The organism is Hymenobacter nivis (genome assembly GCF_003149515.1).
GTDB lineage: Bacteria > Bacteroidota > Bacteroidia > Cytophagales > Hymenobacteraceae > Hymenobacter > Hymenobacter nivis.
In genome coordinates this window covers 1,979,215-1,996,363 of the sequence record NZ_CP029145.1, presented here as the reverse complement: position 1 = coordinate 1,996,363, position 17,149 = coordinate 1,979,215, and the positions used below count along the sequence as shown (strand labels likewise).

The window sequence follows — 17,149 nt, the reverse complement described above, 5'->3', positions numbered from 1 at the left end:
ACGGCCGGCCCCCGCGCCTAGTGGTCGGTCGGGGCCGGGTCCTTGCTCAGCCCCAGCCGCCGCACCAGCGGCTCAATGGTGAGGCCCTGGCCCACGATGCTGAACACCACCACCACGTAGGTAAGGCCCACCAGCAGCTCGCGCGGCAGGGCGGTGGGTAGGCTCAGGGCCAGCGCCACCGAGAGGCCCCCGCGCAGTCCGCCCCAGACCAGCACCGGGAAGCTGCCGTCGTTTTTGGGAAAGGCCGCGCCGATGCGCAAAATGCGCAGCGGCACGGCCACCGCCACGGCCCGCGCCGCCAGCACCACCGCCACGGCCGCCAGCCCGGCCAGCAGCGTGTGCGTGCTGATTTTTAGCACCAGCGCCTCCAGGCCCATCAGCACAAACAGCAGCGCGTTCAGCACCTCGTCGAGCAGCTCCCAAAACTTGTCTACGTAGTCCTGCGACTCGTCCGAGAGCACGTCGCGGGTGCGGCTGAGGTGGCCCACCAGCAGGCCGGCCATTACCATGGCCAGGGGCCCCGAGGTGTGCAAGGCCGAGGCTAGCGCCGTACCGCCGGCCACCAGCCCGAGGGTAATCAGTACCTCCGTTTGGTAGTGGTTGATGCTGCGCAGCAGCCAGGCCCCGCCCAGGCCCAGGGCCGTGCCCAGCACCAGCCCGCCCAAGGCTTCCTGCGCAAACAGGGCCAGGGCGCGCCCCACCGAGAAGTCCTGGGGTCCCACGGTGGCCACCTCCAGCGTTACCACGAACAGCACCAGGCCCACACCATCGTTGAACAGCGACTCGCCCACAATCTTCGTTTCCAGGGTCTTATCAATGTTGGCCTTGGTGAGGATGCTGAGCACTGCCACTGGGTCGGTGGGCGAAATGAGGGCCCCGAACACCAGGCAGTAGATAAACGGCGTGGGCAGCCCAAACCACGGCAGCAGCACGTACATGGCCCCGCTCACCACGCCCGTGCTCAAGAGCGTGCCCAGCGTGGCCATTAGGCCCACCGGCCCGCGCAGCGCGCCCAGCCGGCGCGTGTCCACGTGCAGCGACCCGGCAAAGAGCAGGAACCCCAGCATCACCTGCACCACCAAATTGCTGAAATCGAGCCGCTCCACCACCCGCGCCAGGCGCAGCACCGGCGCGTAGTCCAGTTGCGCCAGCCCCACCAGCGCCAGCGAGGCCCCCAGCCCCAACACCATCAGCCCAATGGCCGGTGGCATCCGCAAAAAGCGTTGGTTGAGGTAGGCAAAGGCCGCCGCCGTGGTTAGTAGCAGCGCTAGGGCATTATAGAGTTCCATTCAAATAGATGAGTCGGTGAATTAGTGCGTTGGTGAAGGAGTGAGTTGTGCGTCGGTGAAGGAGAGAGCTGGTGAACTGGTACGTGCGGGGGCAAGTAAAATGTCAAGGCTTCCGTGCCTGTACTCACCAACTCATTCCTTCACCGACGCACTAATTCACCGACTCACTCATTGCCAGTGCCGCTTCCACGCGGGCCAGGCCGGCGTCGTCCACGTCGAGGTGCGTCACGAAGCGCACCCACTGGGGCCCAAACTCGCTGGCCTTGATGCCGTGGGCCGCCAGGTGGGCCAGGAAGGTGGCGGTGGGCAGGGCGGCGTGCAGGCGGAAAATGACGAGGTTGGTTTCCGGGGCCAGCACCTCGGCTACGTAGGGCTGCTGGGCCAGGGCCCCGGCGAGGCGGGCGGCGCGGGCGTGGTCGTCGGCGAGGCGGTCCACGTTGTTTTCCAGCGCGTAGAGGCCCGCCGCGGCCAGGTAGCCGGCCTGCCGCCACCCGCCCCCGAAGGCCTTGCGCAGCCGCTTACACTTCTGAATGAACGCCGCCGAGCCCAGCAGCACCGAGCCCACCGGGGCCCCCAGGCCCTTGCTCAGGCATACCGAAATGGAATCGAACAGCTGGCCATAGTCCTCGGTACGCTGGCCGGTGGCCACGGTGGCGTTGAACACCCGGGCCCCGTCGAGGTGCAGTGGCAGCTGGTGGCGGCGCGCCACCTCGGCAATGGCCACCAGCTCGGGCCAGGCGTAGCAGCTGCCGCCGCCGCGGTTGTGGGTGTTTTCGAGGCAGACGAGGCGCGTGATGGGGTAATGAACGTTCGTGGGCCGGATGGCGGCCTCCACCTGCGCGGCCGTGAGGCGGCCCCGCTCGCCGGGCAGCAGCGCCACGCTGGCCCCCGAGTGGAAGGCGATGCCGCCCACTTCCCACAGATACACGTGGGCCGTTTGTTCGCAAATGACTTCGCTCAGCGGCTCGGTGTGGGCCTTGATGGCAATCTGGTTGGTCATGGTGCCGGAAGGGCAAAACAGGCCGGCTTCCATGCCGAAGCGGGCGGCGGTGGCGGCTTCGAGGCGGGCCACGGTGGGGTCTTCCTCGTACACGTCGTCGCCCACGGGGGCTCCGAACATGGCTTCGAGCATGGCCGGGGTGGGGCGCGTCACGGTGTCGGAGCGCAAATCAACGAGGGGCAGGGCGGGAGAGGGCATAGCGGGGGCAGCGAAGAAAAACCGGGCAATGGGCCAGTGGTGGCCCACAGCAAAAGTAGCCCGTGGGGCCCCGGGGTGGGCCCTAAACCCATAAAATGCTCCCCCGTTTTTACTTTCCGAATTAAAACCGTACTTTTGCCCTCCATTTCCTAAGCAATAAGACCTTAACCGCCCGGCACCATGTCCGTTACCCGCCTCAAGCGCAAGCACCGCAAAAACATTGCCCGCGCCAACAACAAGCAGCACATCATCAAAAACCTGCTCCGCACCCCGGTGCTGAAAAACGTGGACCTGGACGAGCTGAAGAGCCGCTTCACCACGCCGGAAGGCGCGGCCCCGGCCGCTAAGGCCGAGGCACCCGCCGCTAAAGCCGCCGCTCCGGCCGCCAAAGCCGAGGCTCCCGCTGTTAAAGAAGATTCATCGTTGTTTGAAAAAGCCAAGCAGGCTGTGAGCGGTGCCGTAGACGCAGTAAGCCACTCAGAGGTGGTGGAAAAAGCCAAAGAAGTGGCCGACACCGTGAAGCACGCCGTGGGCGCCGAAGCTCCGGCCGCCGACAAAACCGCTGAGAACGCCGCCGATTTTGACGCCGCCGAAGCCGTAACCAAGCCCGTGAACGCCGACGGCCAGAGCGGCGAGCACCCCAAGCCCGAAATCGCTCTGTAAGGCTTTTTGCCTAGCAGTTGCTATAGTTTAAAAGCGCCTTCCCCAGCGGGGAAGGCGCTTTTTGCGTTTTATTCGGGCCCCTTGATGCCGGGAGCCCCATCCCCGAAAGCGAGCGAAGGAGCTGGGCAGTAACGCCTGGCCTATTTTCGAGCGCGTGGCCCTAATTTGGGGGCATGAAACCTTTCACTTACGCGGCCCTGCTCAGTACGTGGGCCTTGCCAGCGGCAGCGCAGGCAAAGCTCAACCTCCGGCTCAAGCACGAGCTCGACAGCATTTACGAGGTGGACCAGCGCTACCGCGCCATGCTGTTTGACCCGCGCATCAACCGCAACCCGGATTCGTTGGCGGCCGCGCTGGGAGTGACGAAAGCCACGCTTAACGCCACCATCATGGACCAGATGCACCGGGTGGACGCAACTGACCTGGGGCGCGTACAAGCCATTGTGAAGCAGTACGGTTACCCTGGTAAGTCGCTGGTAGGCGCGCCCACCAACGAGGCTGTGTGGAGCGTTATCCAGCACACCCCAGCCACAATTCCCCAGAACTTGCCGATGATGAAAGCGGCCGCCGACCAGGGGGAACTGCCCTTCTTCCGGTACGCCACGATGCTGGACCGCCAGCTGATGAATGATGGCAAAGAGCAGCTGTACGGCACGCAGGTGAGGAGCTACAACGGGCAGCCGCCCTTCGTTTGGCCAATCCAGGGCCCGGCGCAGGTGAACCAACGCCGCCGGCAGGCCGGGTTTAAAGACACGGTGGAAGAAAACGCCGCCGTGCTGGGCGTTGCCTACAAGATGCTGACCTTGGGCGACGTAGCAAAAATGCCCAAGTAGCAATGCTCGGCCCCCGGCAAGCCACTCGGCTCCTGCCCGCGGACCGCTTGCCCGGCCGCTTGCCCAAAACTGCGGCACTATTCCAGGGCCCCGCGCTTGCCCAGTTCTACGGCCTGCAAGTCCACCACTTTGCCGGCCTCGACGCCGAAGCGCAGCAGCGTGCGCACCTGGTGGAAGCCGTGGCGGCCGGCGGCGCCGGGGTTGAGGTGCAGCAGGCCGCGCGCTTTGTCGGGCACGACGCGCAAGATGTGCGAGTGGCCCGTGACGAACAGGCCGGGCCGGGCGGCGTCGAGCAGGGGGCGGGCCGCCGGGGCGTAGTGGCCCGGGTAGCCGCCGATGTGGGTGATGAGCACTCGCAGGCCCTCCACTACAAAATCCTGCACCAGGGGCTCGGTGCGGCGCACATCGGCCCCATCGATGTTGCCGTACACGCCCCGGAACACCGGCGCCAGCGCTTCCAGGGCCCCCACCACGGCGGCGGTGCCGAAGTCGCCGGCGTGCCAAATCTCGTCGCAGCCGCGCAAGTGGTGCGCGATGCGCTCGTCGAAGTAGCCGTGGGTGTCGGAGAGCAGGCCGATGCGTTTCATGCGGCAAAGATGGGCCCCGGCCCACGCAAAGCGGCGCGGGCCCGTATCTTGCAGGGCGGGCCCCACGGGGCCCGGCGGCCCATTCATTCCCCGACCTTTGCTTCGATGAATCTCTTCATCAACGATATTCCGCTGGTTATCAAAAAACTAAGCGAGAAAGTATACAAACACAAGTACGACCTGGTGCTGGGCCCCGAGCAGGAGTTTACGTCCAAGGACTTGGTGGGCGACGTGCTGGTGCGCGATGTCACAACCGCGTTCCTCGACCGCCTGCTGCGGCTGATGGAGGTGAAAAAGCTCAAAAAGCTGAAGTCCCTCACCATGCTGGTGCGCAAGAAAACGGTGCTCATCCAACACCTCAAGGACCAGTTCAAGATTGCCAAGGCCGCCGGTGGGCTGGTGGTAAAGAACGGCCAGGTACTGATGATTTACCGCCTCGGTAAGTGGGATTTGCCCAAGGGCAAGCTCAAAAGCGACGAAGACACCGTGCTGGGGGCCCTGCGCGAGGTGGAGGAGGAAACCAATATTAAGCTGGCCATCGGCGAGGAGCTGCCCAGTACCTGGCACAGCTACGCCTACAAGGGCAACAAAATGCTGAAGAAAACCAGCTGGTACGTGATGCAGTGCCTCGACGACTCCGTAATGAAGCCCCAGGCCGAGGAATACATCGAGGAAGTGCGCTGGATGACGCCCCAGGAGGCCCTGGCCAAGCTCGACGATTCCTACGCCTCCATCGCCCTGGTGATGCGCCACTACCTGAGCAAGGCCGGCGGCGGTAAGCCGTCGAAAGAAACTACCACCGCCGGGAAATAAGGTCATCTTGCCGCTATGAGCCGTCCCGCTAAGTTCCTGCCCTTGCTTCTGCTGGCAGCTGCGGCGCAGCTGGCCTGCTCGCGGGCCCGCGAACGCGCGGATGGCCCCGCCGCCCGCGGGTTGGTGCCGCTCACCCGCACGGCGGCGGCCCCGGCCGTGAACATGGCGGCCGTGGTGGGCCGCTCCATCGACGAGGTGCGCCGGCAGCTGGGACCCGCCCGGGCCCTGCCTGCCGGTTTCCAGGACCCCGTGCGACGGTCCGGAACCGACTCGACGCTGGCCTTCCAGCCGCTGGGCCTGACGGTAGTGGCTAGCTACGACGCCCGCACCCGCCGGGTGTTCGACTTGCTGGTGTTGGGCAACGACGAGGACGCCCTCATGCGCCGCACCGGCCTGCTGGCCGAGGCCCCAGCCTACTTATTGTTGCCCGTGTTCGCCCTCAACCGCAGCACCCAGCTGGTGGGCCTGCGCATCGTGCCCCGCGGGTAGCGGCTAGGTTCTGGCTCGTTGCTGCACCAAAAGCAGGCAACAGTCGTCGTCGTGCATACCTGGCGCTTGCGCAGTGAAGCACGACTGTTCCACAGGCTTGGCGATTTAAAAACAGCGCTAAAAAGGCGGGGCGGGCGGCATCGGGTAGGGCACAAAGTCGCGCACGTCGCCGCCGTAGCGGTGAATGTCGCGGATGATGGTGCTGCTGATGGCCGCCAGCGGCGGGGCCGTGATGAGGAACACCGATTCCAGGCCGGGGTTGACGTGGCGGTTGGCCTGGGCAATGGTGTTTTCGTACTCGAAATCGGTGGTATTGCGCAGCCCGCGCAGCAGAAACTGGGCCCCTACCTCGCGGGCGTACACCGCCGTAAGGCCCCGGAATGTGCGCACCGATACCCGCGGCTCGTCGGCAAATACGCCTTGGATGAGCGCCAGCATCTGTTCCAGCGGCAGGTAGCGCTGCTTGCTGCTGTTGGTACCGATGGCCACAATCACCTTGTCAAACAGCGCCGTACCGCGCCGCACCACGTCGAGGTGCCCATTGGTGAACGGATCAAACGAACCAGGAAAAAGGGCAATGCGGGGCACGGGAGGGTGAATTATGAATTAAAAATTGTGGCGGTGGTCTAAGACGGGGTGGTCCGGCGACTTTTTCCATCGTCGGGCCACTCTTACGATGCCCCGGAGCCGCTGTTTTCTACCAAGAGTGGCCCGACGAAGCCTCGCCGGACCACCCCGTCTTAGACCACCGCCAAAATTAAAAGTTAAAAACTATGAATTGCCCGGCCTCGCATGAGTCAATTCATAATTCACTTAGATAAAGTGTAGGCTAAACAGGTCGAAGTAGTGGTGCTCAAACACCTCGTTGAGGCGGTAGCTGTAGAGTAAGTCGTAGGGCCTGGGCCCAAAACGGACGTTGCGGACGTAGTTGCGCAGCAGCGTGAACAGGGCCGAATCATGCGTCAGCTCGCCCCACACGGTCAGCTCGTCCTGGTCGGGGTTCAGGCCCAGCTCCTGCATCACTAGCACGGTGTAGTAGAGCACGTCCTCGGCAGTGGTGAAGGGGAACACGTTGCAGTACTGGAGCTGCTGGGGGCCCAGCACCACCAGCGTCAGCTCCTGGGCTCCCAGGCAGAGGTAGAGCTGGCGCGGGGCCCCGGCGTCGCGCTGGTGGGCCAGGCCCGCCAGCAGGCCGCTGGTGTGGTGCAGCAGCTGGCCGCTGGGTCCGTGGGTAGCGGCCAGCCAGCCGGCCAGGCCCGCATCGGCGGCAAACACGTTCACCAAATCGAGGCCCGGGTGGGGGCGGGCGTAGGCGGCCTCGGCGGGTCCCAGGGTGTGGTGCAGGCGCAGAGCGGCGGCCTCGTCGCCGGGCCGGAACAGGGCCCCAGGCAGCAGCGTGAAGGCCCGGCCGGTGGTAGCCAGGCGCACGGCGTGCCAGCCGGCGCGGCCCAGGCAGTCGTGGGCGGCAGCCAGGGTGGGCAGGCCCCCGGGCGGCAGGGCGTAGTCTTCGAGTAGCACAAACGATTGGCGGGCCACCTCCACGGCGGCCATGCGTAGGCGGCCGGCCCCCACGGCCAGGTATAGGTTATAGGCGGCGCGGTGGTTGGGGTCGAAACTATCGTCGCGCAGGCGCAACAATGCGGCCGGGGCAACGGGCGCGGCCGAGGAAGCAGGGAAAGGAGCGGTAGAAACGGGCACGGGCAAAGCAAAAAGCCGAAGGGCCCCGCAAGATACGGCCGCGCGCCCCGCCCGCTTTACCCCCCAAACCGCAGCTGCGGCACGAACACGTCGTCGACGCTGAGCAGGCCGCGCAGCACCGGGTGCACATGCGCCGGCGGCAGGGCCAGCAGCTGCCGGGGCGTGTGCCAGGCTAGCCCGGTGAGCAGCTGGGCGTCGGGGGCGTGCTCGGGGTCGTGGCCCAGGCGCGGGGCGGGCGGGGCCCCGTCGGCGGTCAGCACCTCAAAAAACAGCTCCAGGGCCTGCAAGCCGTCGCGCCGGAACTCGTGCAAGTGCAGGAAGCGGCCCACCCGCACTGCCAGCCCGGTTTCTTCCTGGAATTCGCGCACCAGCGCCTCGTGCAGGCTCTCGCCAAACTGCCAGCCCCCGCCGGGCGGCGACCAAAACGGGGCCCCCGCGGGCAGCAGGCCCCGGTGGGCAGCCAGCAGCAGGCGGTTGTCGTGCAGCAGCAGGCCGCCTACGCGCACGCGCACCTGGCCGGCGTAGAGTGCCAGCAATGGGTCGGTCGGCGGCAGGGTAGAATCGGGCATTACAGCGCAAGAAAACGCCCGGCAGTGGGCCGGGCGCGGGGGGCTGTACGCAAAAAATGCGCGTAGGATGCCGCAAGGGCCCCGGGGCCCCACCCCAATGGGGCCCCGGCGCGGCGCACCGCCCGCCGCTGCCGCCAGCGCCGCAGTCACCCCAGCCCGAACAGCACCAACGCCAGGCCCCCCGCGCCGGCCACCAGCGGCAGCGCCACGGCCAGCACGGTGCTGCCCACGGCCAGCACGTTTTCGAGCGTGGCCAGTACGGGGTTGGCCAGGCCACTGGTGCTGGCCGTGGCGCCGGCCCGCAGCAGCGCCGTGCCGCCCTGCACCAGCCCGGCCGTGCCGCCGCCCACCACAATGCCCAGCCCCCACCGCAGCACGGAGTCGAGGTGGGGCAGGGAGGACGTCATCAGCAGGGCCCCGGCCACCACGGCCGCCGGCGTGGTGAGCGTATCGAGCACGTTATCAACCACCGGCAGTCAAACACCGTGGCGGCGGCCAGCGCCAGCATGGCCGCCTACGAGCCCAGCCACGCAAAGCCCGGCGCCGCCGGTAGCTACCCAAAGTGGTGCGCCACGCTAGCCGCCAGCAGTGGCACAAACACCCGGAAGCCGCTGCTGGCGGCCAGGCCTAGGCCCAGGGTCCCGGCCGCGATATACTCAGTAAAGGGAATGGTCTCCACGACCTTAAAGTAGCAGGAAAAGTTGCCGGTTAGCTCCGGCTAGGTGCGCCCGGCCCGCCGCCTATCTTTGCCCAGGGCCCTCAGAACTGGGTTAAGCTGCGGAAAGCTGTCCGAAATCAGTTCTTAAACGCCCTTAAAAATTGCGACAAGTACAAAAAAGTACATAATACCGTGCGCCCATCCGCTTTGCCCACGCCTTGACACCTAACTCGTCCAACCCCGACCCCGCCGACGACCTCGAATCCCGCATCCGCCGCAAGCTGCTGCGCCAGCACTTTATGCACCACGTGGGGGCCGACCTGACCCTGATTGCGCCCGGCCGCATCGAGGCAGAACTACTCATCGGCGAGCAGCACAAGCAGCAGCGCGGCTTCGTGCACGGCGGCATGGTGGCCACGATGGCCGACTTGGTCGCGGGCTTTGCCGCCGTCACGCTCGTGCCCGACGACCACGGCGTGGTCACGGCGGACTTGCGCGTGTCGTACCTGCATCCCAGCGTGGGCCACAAGCTCACCGCCATTGGCTGGGTGCTGAAGGCCGGCCGCCGCCTGCACTTCTGCGAAGCCGAGGTGTGGTGCGACGGCCTGCTGGTGGCCAAAGCCTCGGCCACAATGGCGGTGATTGAGCCGAATTCTTAACCCATTGGAGCTTAAAATGCACATGGAAAATTCGTACGCTTTTCAAACGGAATTGGAAAATTGGCTGCACGAGATTACCAAAAATGAGAAGCCAACTGAAGACATCGTGGCTTTCCGCTTCGGCCTTGGTGAGGTAGAAGATGGCTACGTCCTCTACTTAGCAGGCTCGAAAAATTACGATGAAGCGGACGACGAATGGGCCGCTGATCCACCCGATTTTCTTGCCAAGGAGGAATTGATCACCCCTGCCCTTGAGGAACAAGAATGGTACTGGGTGCTGCTCAAGGTTATTTACTCCCTCGGAAGGGTTCTGAGAAAAAGTCCAGTGAATAATTCGTTCCTAGGGAATGATAGACCGGTTTATGTCGGTTTTGAAGACGGTGATTTATACCGAATTAAATAACAATGCTTTCCATCCGCCATCCTTCCGTCCGCGATTTTTTTCCTTACGAGCCCACCGACGACCAGGCGCTGCTCTTTACCAAGCTCGACGAGTTTTTGCGCGACCAGCTGCCTGGGCGCAAGGTGTTTGTGCTGCGCGGCTACGCGGGCACGGGCAAAACCACCGTCGTCAGCGCCTTGGTGCAGTGGCTGCACCAGCTCCAGCGCAAGTATACGCTGATGGCCCCCACGGGCCGCGCCGCCAAGGTGATGGCCGGCTACGCGGGCGTGCCGGCCGGCACCATCCACAAGAAAATCTACCGCCAAACCTCGGGGGCCCCGGCCGAGCGGCTCAGCTTCCAGCGGCAGCCCAACCGGATGGAGCAGATGCTCTATATCGTGGACGAGGCCTCGATGATTTCCGACGAAAAGGCGTTTGGCGAAACTGGGCTGCTGGACGATTTGATGAACTTCGTGTTTGAGAAGCAAACCAACAAGCTGCTGCTGATTGGCGACACGGCTCAGCTGCCGCCGGTGGGCCAGCTCCTGAGCCCCGCCCTCGACCCTGAGGGCCTGGCCCACCGCTTCCGGGCCCAGGTGGCCACCGTGGAGCTGCGCCAGGTGATGCGCCAGGCCCTGAACTCGGGCATCCTAGTGAACGCCACGGAGTTACGCGAGGAGCTGCGGCAGCCGGTGCCCAACATTCAGCTGCACACCCTGGGCTTCCGCGACATGTTCAAGATGGGCGGCGACAAGCTGGAGGACGGCCTGCGCTGGGCCTACCGCGAGTTCGGGCACGAGAACACGACCATTATTTGCCGCTCGAATCGCAACGCCAACCAGTACAACCAGCTCATCCGCCGGGCCCTGTTTGATGCCGAGGAGGAGATTGAGGGCGGCGACTACCTGATGGTGGTGCGCAACAACTACTACTGGCTCGACAAGGACTCGGAAATCGGGTTTCTAGCCAATGGCGACTTCCTGCAAATCAGCAAGATAATTCGCCGCGAGGAGGTGTACGGCTTCCACTTTGCCCAGGCCCGGGTGCGGCTGGTGGACTACCCCGACGAGCCCGAATTGGAAGTGAAGCTGCTCCTCGACACGCTGCACACCGAGAGCCCCGCCCTGCCCGCCGACCGCAACAACGAGCTCTACCAAGCCGTGGCCGCCGACTACGCCCACCTCAAAACCAAGGCCGAGCGCTACAAGGAAATGCGCAAGGACCCGTACCTCAACGCTTTGCAAATTAAGTTTGCCTACGCCCTCACCTGCCATAAGGCCCAGGGCGGCCAGTGGCAGGCCGTGTTTGTGGACCACGGCTTCCTGAAGCCCGACGAGCCGCTGGCCGGCGAGTTTGCGCGCTGGCTGTACACAGCCATCACGCGGGCCTCGGAGCGGCTGTTCCTGCTCAATTTCCAGCAGCGCTTGGTGAGCGACCCGCCGGTGGAGGACTGAGGGGCCCGGTGGGGAAATGGTGCGCAATAAATAAAAGCATCGAAGAATATATATTGGGAATATATAGGTCCTACACGTAGCTTGCGGCCTTATTTTAATCCTTTTTCCCGCTTCCTTTCTTTATGCAAAAAGTATTTGCTTTAATGCTGCTGCTCGTGTTGGGCGGCGCGCAGCTAGCCGGGGCCCAGAGCCGCGAAATCTACACCAATCCCAAGTTTCGGGAGCTGGCCCAGGACCACAAAATGCTCGCCGTGCTGCCCTTTGCCGTGGCGTTGCAGCTGCGCCCCAACGAGGTAGCCAAGAGCGGGGGCCCCGAGGGCGTGGCCCGCCTCGAAGCTCGCGAAGGGCTCGACGTGCAGAGCGCCCTGCAATCGTATTTTCTTAAGCGCAAGGCTGAAAACGACCTGACGGTGGACATCCAGGACGCCACTCGCACCAATGCCCTGCTGGCCCAAAAGGGCGTGACGCCGGCCACCGTGGCCACGTTCACGCCCGAGCAGCTGGCGGCCCTGCTGGGCGTCGACGGCATCATTTCGGGCACGTTTGCCAGCAGCCAGCCCATGTCGGGCGGGGCCGCCTTTGCCATGACGATGGTGGTGGGCTTCGGTGGGGCCACTAACACGGGCAAGCTGGCCATCAGCATCAACGATGGCAAAACTGGCGAGCTGCTGTGGAAGTACGACAAGAGCCTGTCGCGCGGGCTGGGCTCCGACACCAACTCCATCGTGACGACCATTATGCGCAAGGCTTCGCGTCAGTTTCCGTACTCCAAGGAATTTAAGGGCTAGGGCGGCTGTTGGTGGTAGCAGCGATTTAGGGGTTTCTGCGGGCTTTGGCCCCGGATTTGCCAAGCCCGCCAAAACGCGTAATTTTACCCGTCGCCTTTCTGCTGCTCCTCAACTCAACCCGTTTCGCTACAATTATGAAAAAAGTCCTCTTGCTCGCCCTGAGCCTGACCGCCGCCGGCTTCACCGCCCAGGCCCAAACCATGAAGCCCGCGGCCGCTAAAACGGCCGGCCCCGCCATCACCTTCGAAGAGTCGAAGTACGACTTTGGCTCGGTGGCCCAGGGCGGTATGGTTGACCATACTTTCAAATTTAAGAACACTGGCAACCAGCCCCTTATCATCTCCAACATTGGGGTGAGCTGCGGCTGCACGGTGCCCGAGTACAGCAAAGCACCCGTGATGCCCGGCAAAACCGGCACCCTCTCGGCCCACTTCAACTCGGCCGGCAAAATGGGCATGCAGAACAAAGTGCTGACCATCGAGTCGAACGCCACCGCGGGCCCCGCCACCGTATCGCTCGTGGGCGAGGTGAAGGAAGCTGGTGCCGCTGCGGCCGCCAGCACTACCAAAGCCAACTAAGTTGCTCGTTTAGCTTATCAACAAAGCCCTGGCTGACAACAAGCAACTAATAACCCACTTGCTTCTGCTAGAGCTGAAAAGGGCGGCCCGCACCAGCGGGCCGCCCTTTTTGCGTGCGGTTCGGAACAAGTCAGGGCCTCGGCCTGGGACCCTATAGGTTGCGCACGGCCAGCGCCAGGGCCAGCCAGCCGCCGATGAGCAGCAGGCCGCCCACCGGGGCCACGGCCCCCAGCTTTGTGATACCCGTGAAGCACAGCGTGTACAGCGAGCCGCTGAACACCAGCACGCCCGCTAGCCACAGGTTGCCCACCAGGCCCAGGCGCAGCTCGGGGCGCGCCACCCACAACACGCCCACCGCTAGCATGGCCAGCGTGTGGTAAAACTGGTAGCGCACCGCAGTTTCGAAGGTGTCGAAGCGGCCCGAGGCTTCGAGCATGGGCCGCAGCCCGTGGGCCCCAAAGGCACCGATGGCCACGCCCAAAAGGCCCAGGCCGGCGGCAAGTTGAATGAGAAGGCGAGCAGTCATAATGAGGGAGTTGAAGTTATTAGGTTGTAGCGTGGACGCTGCGAGTCCGCGTCTTTGAACGGTCGCCGCATGATTACCGACAGGACGAAGCGAAAGCCGCGGACTACAGCCGAAGGTCAGCGTAGCTAAAGTCCGCGCTACAGCTGCTACCCGCGCTGGCCGAAGATGGCGCTGCCCACGCGGATGAGCGTGCTGCCCGCGGCCAGGGCCAGGGCGTAGTCGCCGCTCATACCCATCGAGATTTCGCGGAACTCGGTATCATCAGTGAAGTACTTGACTTTCAGCGCGTCGAAGAAGCTGCGGAGCTGGTTGAACTCCTGGCTGACTTGGGCCTCGTCCAAGGTGTTGGTGGCAATGCCCATCACGCCGGTGAGGCGCACGTGTTGCAGGGCCCCAAATTCGGTGGAGGCCAGGATTTCCTCGGCTTCGGCCAGCGAAAGGCCGGTTTTGGCTTCCTCCTGCGCGATGTGAAATTGCAGTAGCCCGCGGATGACGCGGCCGTGGCGGGCAGCTTGGCGGTCAAGTTCTTGCAGCAGGCGCAGGCTGTCCACGCTCTGCACCGTGTGCACGAACGGGGCGATGATCTTGACCTTGTTGGTTTGAAGGTGACCGATGAGATGCCACTCCACGTCGGGCGGCAGCTGGGGGGCTTTTTCGGCCATTTCCTGGGGCCTGTTTTCGCCGAAGAGGCGGCTGCCGGCGGCGTAGGCCTCTTGCAGCAGCGGCACGGGGTGGGTCTTGGTCACGGCCACCAGCCGGGCCCCGGTGCCGGCTATTTTCTCTTCAAACGCGTGGATGTTGTCGGCAATACTGGGCATAAGGCAAAGGTAGGGTGGGGTAGGGGCGGGCCGCCGGCTTTTCCGCCGGCTGCCTGCTAATCGTTGGGGCGGCTGGGGCCCTGGACAACGGCTGGCGGTGGTGCAGCGATTACTGGGCAGCCGGCGAAAAGCCAGCAGCCCGGAATGGCCTAACAGCACCGAAGCCATCGGCTACTCAACAACAGCTAATCCTCCAGCGGGTTGCTGAGGAACGTGCTTTTCAGGGCCAGCCACAGCAGCCACAGCGCGATGCTGAGGGCCAGGTAGGGGCGGTAAAAGTCCTTGGTGTTGCGGTAGCGCAGCTGGCGGATGTCGGATTTTTCGAGGCCGTCGATGCGGGCAAATACCTGGCTCAGGGCGGCGTTGTCGGTGGCCCGAAAGAACTGGCCATCGGCGGCTTGGGCCAGCTCGCGCATGGTGGTTTCGTCGAGGCGGGTTTGCACGTAGCGCGGGTGGCCCAGCGAGTCCTGGCCGAAGGGCACGAAGCCGTCCTTGCCCAGCCCGATGGTGTAGAGGCGGATGCCGTAGGCGTGGGCCAGGCGGGCGGCCAGCAGCGGGTCGAGGGCCCCGCCGGTGTTCTCGCCATCCGAGAGCAGAATGCAGACACGCGAGCGGGCCGTCGATTCACGCAAGCGGTTGATGGCTACGCCTAATGCCGTGCCGATGGCCGTGCCATCGTCGGCAATCAGGCCCAGCTTGAGGCTGGCCAGGTCTTCGCGTAGTAGGTCGTAGTCGGTGGTGAGAGGGGCCAGCGAGTAGGCCGTGCCGGCGAAGGCCACCAGGCCCAGGCGGTCGCCGGCGCGGCGGTTCACGAAGGCCGTGGCCAGGCGCTTGGCGGCTTCGAGGCGGTTGGGGCGCAGGTCCTGGATTTCCATCGAGCCTGACACGTCCACGGCCAGCACAATGTCGATGCCGCGGCCGGTTTGTTCCAACCGCTCGTCGGTGCGCTGGGGGCGGGCCACCGCCACGATGGCCAGCACCAAGGCCAGGCCCAGCACGGCGTCGGGCACGAAGCGCAGCAGCGCCACTGCCCCGCCTCCGGGAGCCACGCCGGGCGCCAGCGTCACGGGCACCTGCGCGCGCCAGCGGTGAGCCAGGCCCCGGCGCAGCAAAAACAGCAGCGGCACCGCCCCGATGAGTAGCAGCAGCAGCGGGTGCTGCCACTGGTAGCCGGCCAGGGTGGCGTAGCGCAAAAACTCGGGGAAGCCGCTCATTGGCGCAAAAGTACGGGTGCCGCCGGGGCGCCCTGGCCAAGCGCCGCCAAGCGAAGGCGGCAAGGGCCGTGAGCGAGGCGTTGGAGTCCGAAGAATGCTTGCGCGGCTTGGCAAGGCCTAACGCGGTTTCCAAGCCAGGGCACGGCCCGGTCCGCCGGCTTTTTCGGCCGGCCGACCGGTTGACCAGCATCCGCCTGTTCTCCCTAATGGCAATCGGCCGGCTGAAAAAGTCGGCGGATCGGTAGGACCATATCATACACTGCCTTGGCCACCGCGCTAGGTGCACTTTAGCAAGTAAAATGGGGCCCTGGCAGGCCGCTCCGGCCGGGGTGGGTGCCCAAAACGCCCCGGCCGTGCCGCACTTTGCGCTGCTCCGCCAGGGCGCGCCGCCGCTGCGCCTGCACTGGCTGGGGCCCCCGGCCGCCGGGGCCTCAGTGGCCGCTGGCAGCGAGCATTTGTTCGAGCCGCGCGCGCCAGGAAGGCGAGAGGCTGGGCAGCCGCAGCATGGCTTCGATTTTGGCGAAGTCTTTGTTGGGTAAGGCGATGCCGTCCACCATGTCCTGGATGGTAACGTCCCCGGGGGGCCTGGGCTCGACGAGCACCAGGGCGTCGCCGGCCTGGATTGTTCCTTCTTGTATTACCCGGAAGTACACGCCGCTGCGCCGCGCTTCCTCGAAGCGCCGGACCATGGTGGGGTCGTTCAGGCGGATGCCCAGCTTCGCGCAGGGGCGGCGGGGCTGCACGGCCATCAGCACGGCGGTACCCACGCAGTAGAGGGCCCCCACGGGCACGGCGCTTTCGAGCAAGCCGCTGGTGGTCAGGTTCTCGCCGAACGCGCCCGGCACCAGTAGCTCGGCGGGCAGGTGCTGCTGCCAGTAGGTATAGTGCTCGTGCGGGTAGGCGTAAACAGCCTTGTCGGGGCCCCCGTGCACGCGCAAGTCGGCTTGGCCGTCGCCGGCCAGGTGTTCGGCCAGCACGGCCACGGGCCCCACGGCGGGCCGCTTAAAAATGCTGGTGCGCACGGTTTGGCCGTGCCATTCCACGTCCTGGGGTAAGCCAATATTTACGGAAATAATGCGCATGGAACGAGAATGAGTGGGCCGCTGCAAAAGTAGCTGGGTAGCCCCGCCGCCCGCTGGCTTGCTTACCCGCGTGCTTACTTAGCGGCCGTGGAAACGCTGTCGCTGGTGCCACGCCTACTTTGGCCATGAACGGACTTTTTTGGGGTTTCTTGTGCCTATTGCTGTGCGCCCCGCGGCTGGTGCGGGCCCCGCGCCCCATCGTTTTGGCGGCGCTCCTGTGCGCCGTGGGCGAATTTGTGCTCATGGTGCCGATTTGGTGGCCGGCGTTGCTGTTCGGTCTGAAATATAATTGGACCGGCAAGCTGTTTAGCATCCTGGTGTCCTTGCTCGTCATTTACAAATTCAAGTGGGTGAGCCCGCTGGAAACCGGCCTAGTGCGGCCGCAGCCCGGCAGTTGGCGCGTGGTGGGGGCCGTGGTGGCGGGGCTGGCCACGGTGCAGTTGGTAAGTGCCCTCATCACTCAGGGGTACGGGCCCTCGCAGGCGTGGGAAAGCTTCTGGTACCAGTTGACCATGCCGGGCATTGCTGAGGAGCTGTTTTTCCGGGGCACGCTGCTGGGCTTGCTGGGCCGGGCGTTTCCGCGCAACCTGCCGTTTTTGGGTACGCGCACCAGTTGGGGCGGCGTGGTCAGCGTGCTACTTTTTGTACTGGCGCACGGCGTCACTTTTCGCACCGGCCCGCTGCAAGTGGTACCGCAGGTGCAGTTTTGGCCCGGGCAAGTGGCGGACCTGGTGTTGTGGGGTACCCTGTTTTTGTGGGTGCGCGAACGCAGCGGCTCTTGTTTTGCCGCCATGGCCACCCACAACCTCATCAATTCGTGCCTGGTAGTGGGCCGGGCGCTGGTGCGCTAG

22 protein-coding genes are annotated in these 17,149 nt (G+C 64.8%); 10 read left to right on the top strand and 12 right to left on the bottom strand.

From position 1 onward, the window contains the following. Positions 1 to 17: 17 nt before the first annotated feature. Positions 18 to 1,289: a cation:proton antiporter gene (locus DDQ68_RS08690; protein WP_109655946.1), complete on the bottom strand. Its 1,272-nt coding sequence runs from the start codon at positions 1,287 to 1,289 to the stop codon at positions 18 to 20. A gap of 151 nt (positions 1,290 to 1,440) precedes the next feature. Next, entirely contained in the window at positions 1,441 to 2,487 is a 1,047-nt protein-coding gene (locus DDQ68_RS08685) for a threonine aldolase family protein (RefSeq protein ID WP_109658372.1), read from the bottom strand. A 180-nt stretch (positions 2,488 to 2,667) separates the two neighbouring features. Between DDQ68_RS08685 and DDQ68_RS08680 the strand changes: the two genes are divergently transcribed. Continuing rightward, on the top strand, positions 2,668 to 3,150 hold the full coding sequence (locus tag DDQ68_RS08680) for a hypothetical protein (RefSeq protein ID WP_109655945.1): 483 nt from the start codon (positions 2,668 to 2,670) through the stop codon (positions 3,148 to 3,150). Positions 3,151 to 3,323: 173 nt separating this feature from the next. Then, the gene (locus DDQ68_RS08675; protein WP_109655944.1) at positions 3,324 to 3,983 is read left to right on the top strand and encodes a DUF6624 domain-containing protein; all 660 of its coding nucleotides are present in this window, start codon (positions 3,324 to 3,326) and stop codon (positions 3,981 to 3,983) included. Positions 3,984 to 4,060: 77 nt separating this feature from the next. Here the strand turns inward: DDQ68_RS08675 and DDQ68_RS08670 are convergent, their stop codons facing one another. After that, complete coding sequence (locus tag DDQ68_RS08670) at positions 4,061 to 4,570, bottom strand: metallophosphoesterase family protein (protein ID WP_068234424.1); 510 nt, start codon at positions 4,568 to 4,570, stop codon at positions 4,061 to 4,063. Positions 4,571 to 4,675: 105 nt separating this feature from the next. Here DDQ68_RS08670 and DDQ68_RS08665 point away from each other — a divergent pair, with 105 nt between their 5' ends. Continuing rightward, entirely contained in the window at positions 4,676 to 5,383 is a 708-nt protein-coding gene (locus DDQ68_RS08665) for an NUDIX hydrolase (protein ID WP_109655943.1), read from the top strand. Positions 5,384 to 5,398: 15 nt separating this feature from the next. Then, entirely contained in the window at positions 5,399 to 5,872 is a 474-nt protein-coding gene (locus tag DDQ68_RS08660; RefSeq protein WP_109655942.1) for a hypothetical protein, read from the top strand. Between the two features lie 117 nt (positions 5,873 to 5,989). Here the strand turns inward: DDQ68_RS08660 and coaD are convergent, their stop codons facing one another. From coaD to DDQ68_RS08635, 5 genes are all read right to left on the bottom strand, one after another. Then, on the bottom strand, positions 5,990 to 6,460 hold the full coding sequence (gene coaD, locus DDQ68_RS08655; protein WP_109655941.1) for a pantetheine-phosphate adenylyltransferase: 471 nt from the start codon (positions 6,458 to 6,460) through the stop codon (positions 5,990 to 5,992). 225 nt (positions 6,461 to 6,685) lie between these two features. Further along, positions 6,686 to 7,570, bottom strand: coding sequence for a DUF3822 family protein (locus DDQ68_RS08650; RefSeq protein ID WP_162549957.1), 885 nt, complete (start codon positions 7,568 to 7,570; stop codon positions 6,686 to 6,688). A gap of 56 nt (positions 7,571 to 7,626) precedes the next feature. Continuing rightward, complete coding sequence (locus DDQ68_RS08645; RefSeq protein WP_109655939.1) at positions 7,627 to 8,139, bottom strand: NUDIX domain-containing protein; 513 nt, start codon at positions 8,137 to 8,139, stop codon at positions 7,627 to 7,629. 146 nt (positions 8,140 to 8,285) lie between these two features. Next, positions 8,286 to 8,609 (bottom strand): DUF4126 domain-containing protein, encoded by a 324-nt coding sequence (locus DDQ68_RS08640; RefSeq protein ID WP_162549956.1) that lies wholly within the window; start codon positions 8,607 to 8,609, stop codon positions 8,286 to 8,288. A gap of 83 nt (positions 8,610 to 8,692) precedes the next feature. Continuing rightward, the gene (locus tag DDQ68_RS08635) at positions 8,693 to 8,818 is read right to left on the bottom strand and encodes a DUF4126 family protein (RefSeq protein ID WP_109655937.1); all 126 of its coding nucleotides are present in this window, start codon (positions 8,816 to 8,818) and stop codon (positions 8,693 to 8,695) included. Between the two features lie 197 nt (positions 8,819 to 9,015). On the opposite strand from DDQ68_RS08635, the gene DDQ68_RS08630 reads away from it, so the two are divergent. The 5 genes from DDQ68_RS08630 to DDQ68_RS08610 all read left to right on the top strand — a co-directional run bounded on the left by DDQ68_RS08630 (position 9,016) and on the right by DDQ68_RS08610 (position 12,658). Next, a complete protein-coding gene (locus tag DDQ68_RS08630) occupies positions 9,016 to 9,456 on the top strand; it encodes a PaaI family thioesterase (RefSeq protein WP_245897384.1) in 441 nt (146 codons plus the stop codon). A 22-nt stretch (positions 9,457 to 9,478) separates the two neighbouring features. Then, the gene (locus tag DDQ68_RS08625; protein ID WP_162549955.1) at positions 9,479 to 9,859 is read left to right on the top strand and encodes a hypothetical protein; all 381 of its coding nucleotides are present in this window, start codon (positions 9,479 to 9,481) and stop codon (positions 9,857 to 9,859) included. Positions 9,860 to 9,861: 2 nt separating this feature from the next. Further along, the gene (locus tag DDQ68_RS08620; protein ID WP_109655935.1) at positions 9,862 to 11,292 is read left to right on the top strand and encodes an ATP-dependent DNA helicase; all 1,431 of its coding nucleotides are present in this window, start codon (positions 9,862 to 9,864) and stop codon (positions 11,290 to 11,292) included. 122 nt (positions 11,293 to 11,414) lie between these two features. Continuing rightward, positions 11,415 to 12,080 carry a DUF4136 domain-containing protein gene (locus tag DDQ68_RS08615; RefSeq protein WP_170121920.1) on the top strand — a complete coding sequence of 222 codons (666 nt, stop codon included), beginning with the start codon at positions 11,415 to 11,417 and terminating at the stop codon, positions 12,078 to 12,080. Positions 12,081 to 12,214: 134 nt separating this feature from the next. Further along, positions 12,215 to 12,658, top strand: coding sequence for a DUF1573 domain-containing protein (locus tag DDQ68_RS08610; protein ID WP_109655934.1), 444 nt, complete (start codon positions 12,215 to 12,217; stop codon positions 12,656 to 12,658). A gap of 151 nt (positions 12,659 to 12,809) precedes the next feature. Here the strand turns inward: DDQ68_RS08610 and DDQ68_RS08605 are convergent, their stop codons facing one another. From DDQ68_RS08605 to DDQ68_RS08590, 4 genes are all read right to left on the bottom strand, one after another. Next, positions 12,810 to 13,184, bottom strand: coding sequence for a DUF423 domain-containing protein (locus DDQ68_RS08605; protein ID WP_109655933.1), 375 nt, complete (start codon positions 13,182 to 13,184; stop codon positions 12,810 to 12,812). A 146-nt stretch (positions 13,185 to 13,330) separates the two neighbouring features. Continuing rightward, complete coding sequence (locus DDQ68_RS08600; protein WP_109655932.1) at positions 13,331 to 14,002, bottom strand: YggS family pyridoxal phosphate-dependent enzyme; 672 nt, start codon at positions 14,000 to 14,002, stop codon at positions 13,331 to 13,333. 185 nt (positions 14,003 to 14,187) lie between these two features. After that, positions 14,188 to 15,216 carry a VWA domain-containing protein gene (locus tag DDQ68_RS08595; RefSeq protein ID WP_109655931.1) on the bottom strand — a complete coding sequence of 343 codons (1,029 nt, stop codon included), beginning with the start codon at positions 15,214 to 15,216 and terminating at the stop codon, positions 14,188 to 14,190. Between the two features lie 431 nt (positions 15,217 to 15,647). After that, complete coding sequence (locus DDQ68_RS08590; protein WP_109655930.1) at positions 15,648 to 16,298, bottom strand: MOSC domain-containing protein; 651 nt, start codon at positions 16,296 to 16,298, stop codon at positions 15,648 to 15,650. 125 nt (positions 16,299 to 16,423) lie between these two features. On the opposite strand from DDQ68_RS08590, the gene DDQ68_RS08585 reads away from it, so the two are divergent. Next, positions 16,424 to 17,149, top strand: coding sequence for a CPBP family intramembrane glutamic endopeptidase (locus DDQ68_RS08585; protein WP_162549954.1), 726 nt, complete (start codon positions 16,424 to 16,426; stop codon positions 17,147 to 17,149).

Coding starts and splice junctions, on each gene's coding strand:
- DDQ68_RS08690 (WP_109655946.1), bottom strand. CDS start 1,289: ATGGAACTCTATAATGCCCTAGCGCTGCTACTAACCACGGCGGCGGCC.
- DDQ68_RS08685 (WP_109658372.1), bottom strand. CDS start 2,487: ATGCCCTCTCCCGCCCTGCCCCTCGTTGATTTGCGCTCCGACACCGTG.
- DDQ68_RS08680 (WP_109655945.1), top strand. CDS start 2,668: ATGTCCGTTACCCGCCTCAAGCGCAAGCACCGCAAAAACATTGCCCGC.
- DDQ68_RS08675 (WP_109655944.1), top strand. CDS start 3,324: ATGAAACCTTTCACTTACGCGGCCCTGCTCAGTACGTGGGCCTTGCCA.
- DDQ68_RS08670 (WP_068234424.1), bottom strand. CDS start 4,570: ATGAAACGCATCGGCCTGCTCTCCGACACCCACGGCTACTTCGACGAG.
- DDQ68_RS08665 (WP_109655943.1), top strand. CDS start 4,676: ATGAATCTCTTCATCAACGATATTCCGCTGGTTATCAAAAAACTAAGC.
- DDQ68_RS08660 (WP_109655942.1), top strand. CDS start 5,399: ATGAGCCGTCCCGCTAAGTTCCTGCCCTTGCTTCTGCTGGCAGCTGCG.
- DDQ68_RS08645 (WP_109655939.1), bottom strand. CDS start 8,139: ATGCCCGATTCTACCCTGCCGCCGACCGACCCATTGCTGGCACTCTAC.
- DDQ68_RS08625 (WP_162549955.1), top strand. CDS start 9,479: ATGGAAAATTCGTACGCTTTTCAAACGGAATTGGAAAATTGGCTGCAC.
- DDQ68_RS08620 (WP_109655935.1), top strand. CDS start 9,862: ATGCTTTCCATCCGCCATCCTTCCGTCCGCGATTTTTTTCCTTACGAG.
- DDQ68_RS08615 (WP_170121920.1), top strand. CDS start 11,415: ATGCAAAAAGTATTTGCTTTAATGCTGCTGCTCGTGTTGGGCGGCGCG.
- DDQ68_RS08610 (WP_109655934.1), top strand. CDS start 12,215: ATGAAAAAAGTCCTCTTGCTCGCCCTGAGCCTGACCGCCGCCGGCTTC.
- DDQ68_RS08605 (WP_109655933.1), bottom strand. CDS start 13,184: ATGACTGCTCGCCTTCTCATTCAACTTGCCGCCGGCCTGGGCCTTTTG.
- DDQ68_RS08600 (WP_109655932.1), bottom strand. CDS start 14,002: ATGCCCAGTATTGCCGACAACATCCACGCGTTTGAAGAGAAAATAGCC.
- DDQ68_RS08595 (WP_109655931.1), bottom strand. CDS start 15,216: ATGAGCGGCTTCCCCGAGTTTTTGCGCTACGCCACCCTGGCCGGCTAC.
- DDQ68_RS08590 (WP_109655930.1), bottom strand. CDS start 16,298: ATGCGCATTATTTCCGTAAATATTGGCTTACCCCAGGACGTGGAATGG.
- DDQ68_RS08585 (WP_162549954.1), top strand. CDS start 16,424: ATGAACGGACTTTTTTGGGGTTTCTTGTGCCTATTGCTGTGCGCCCCG.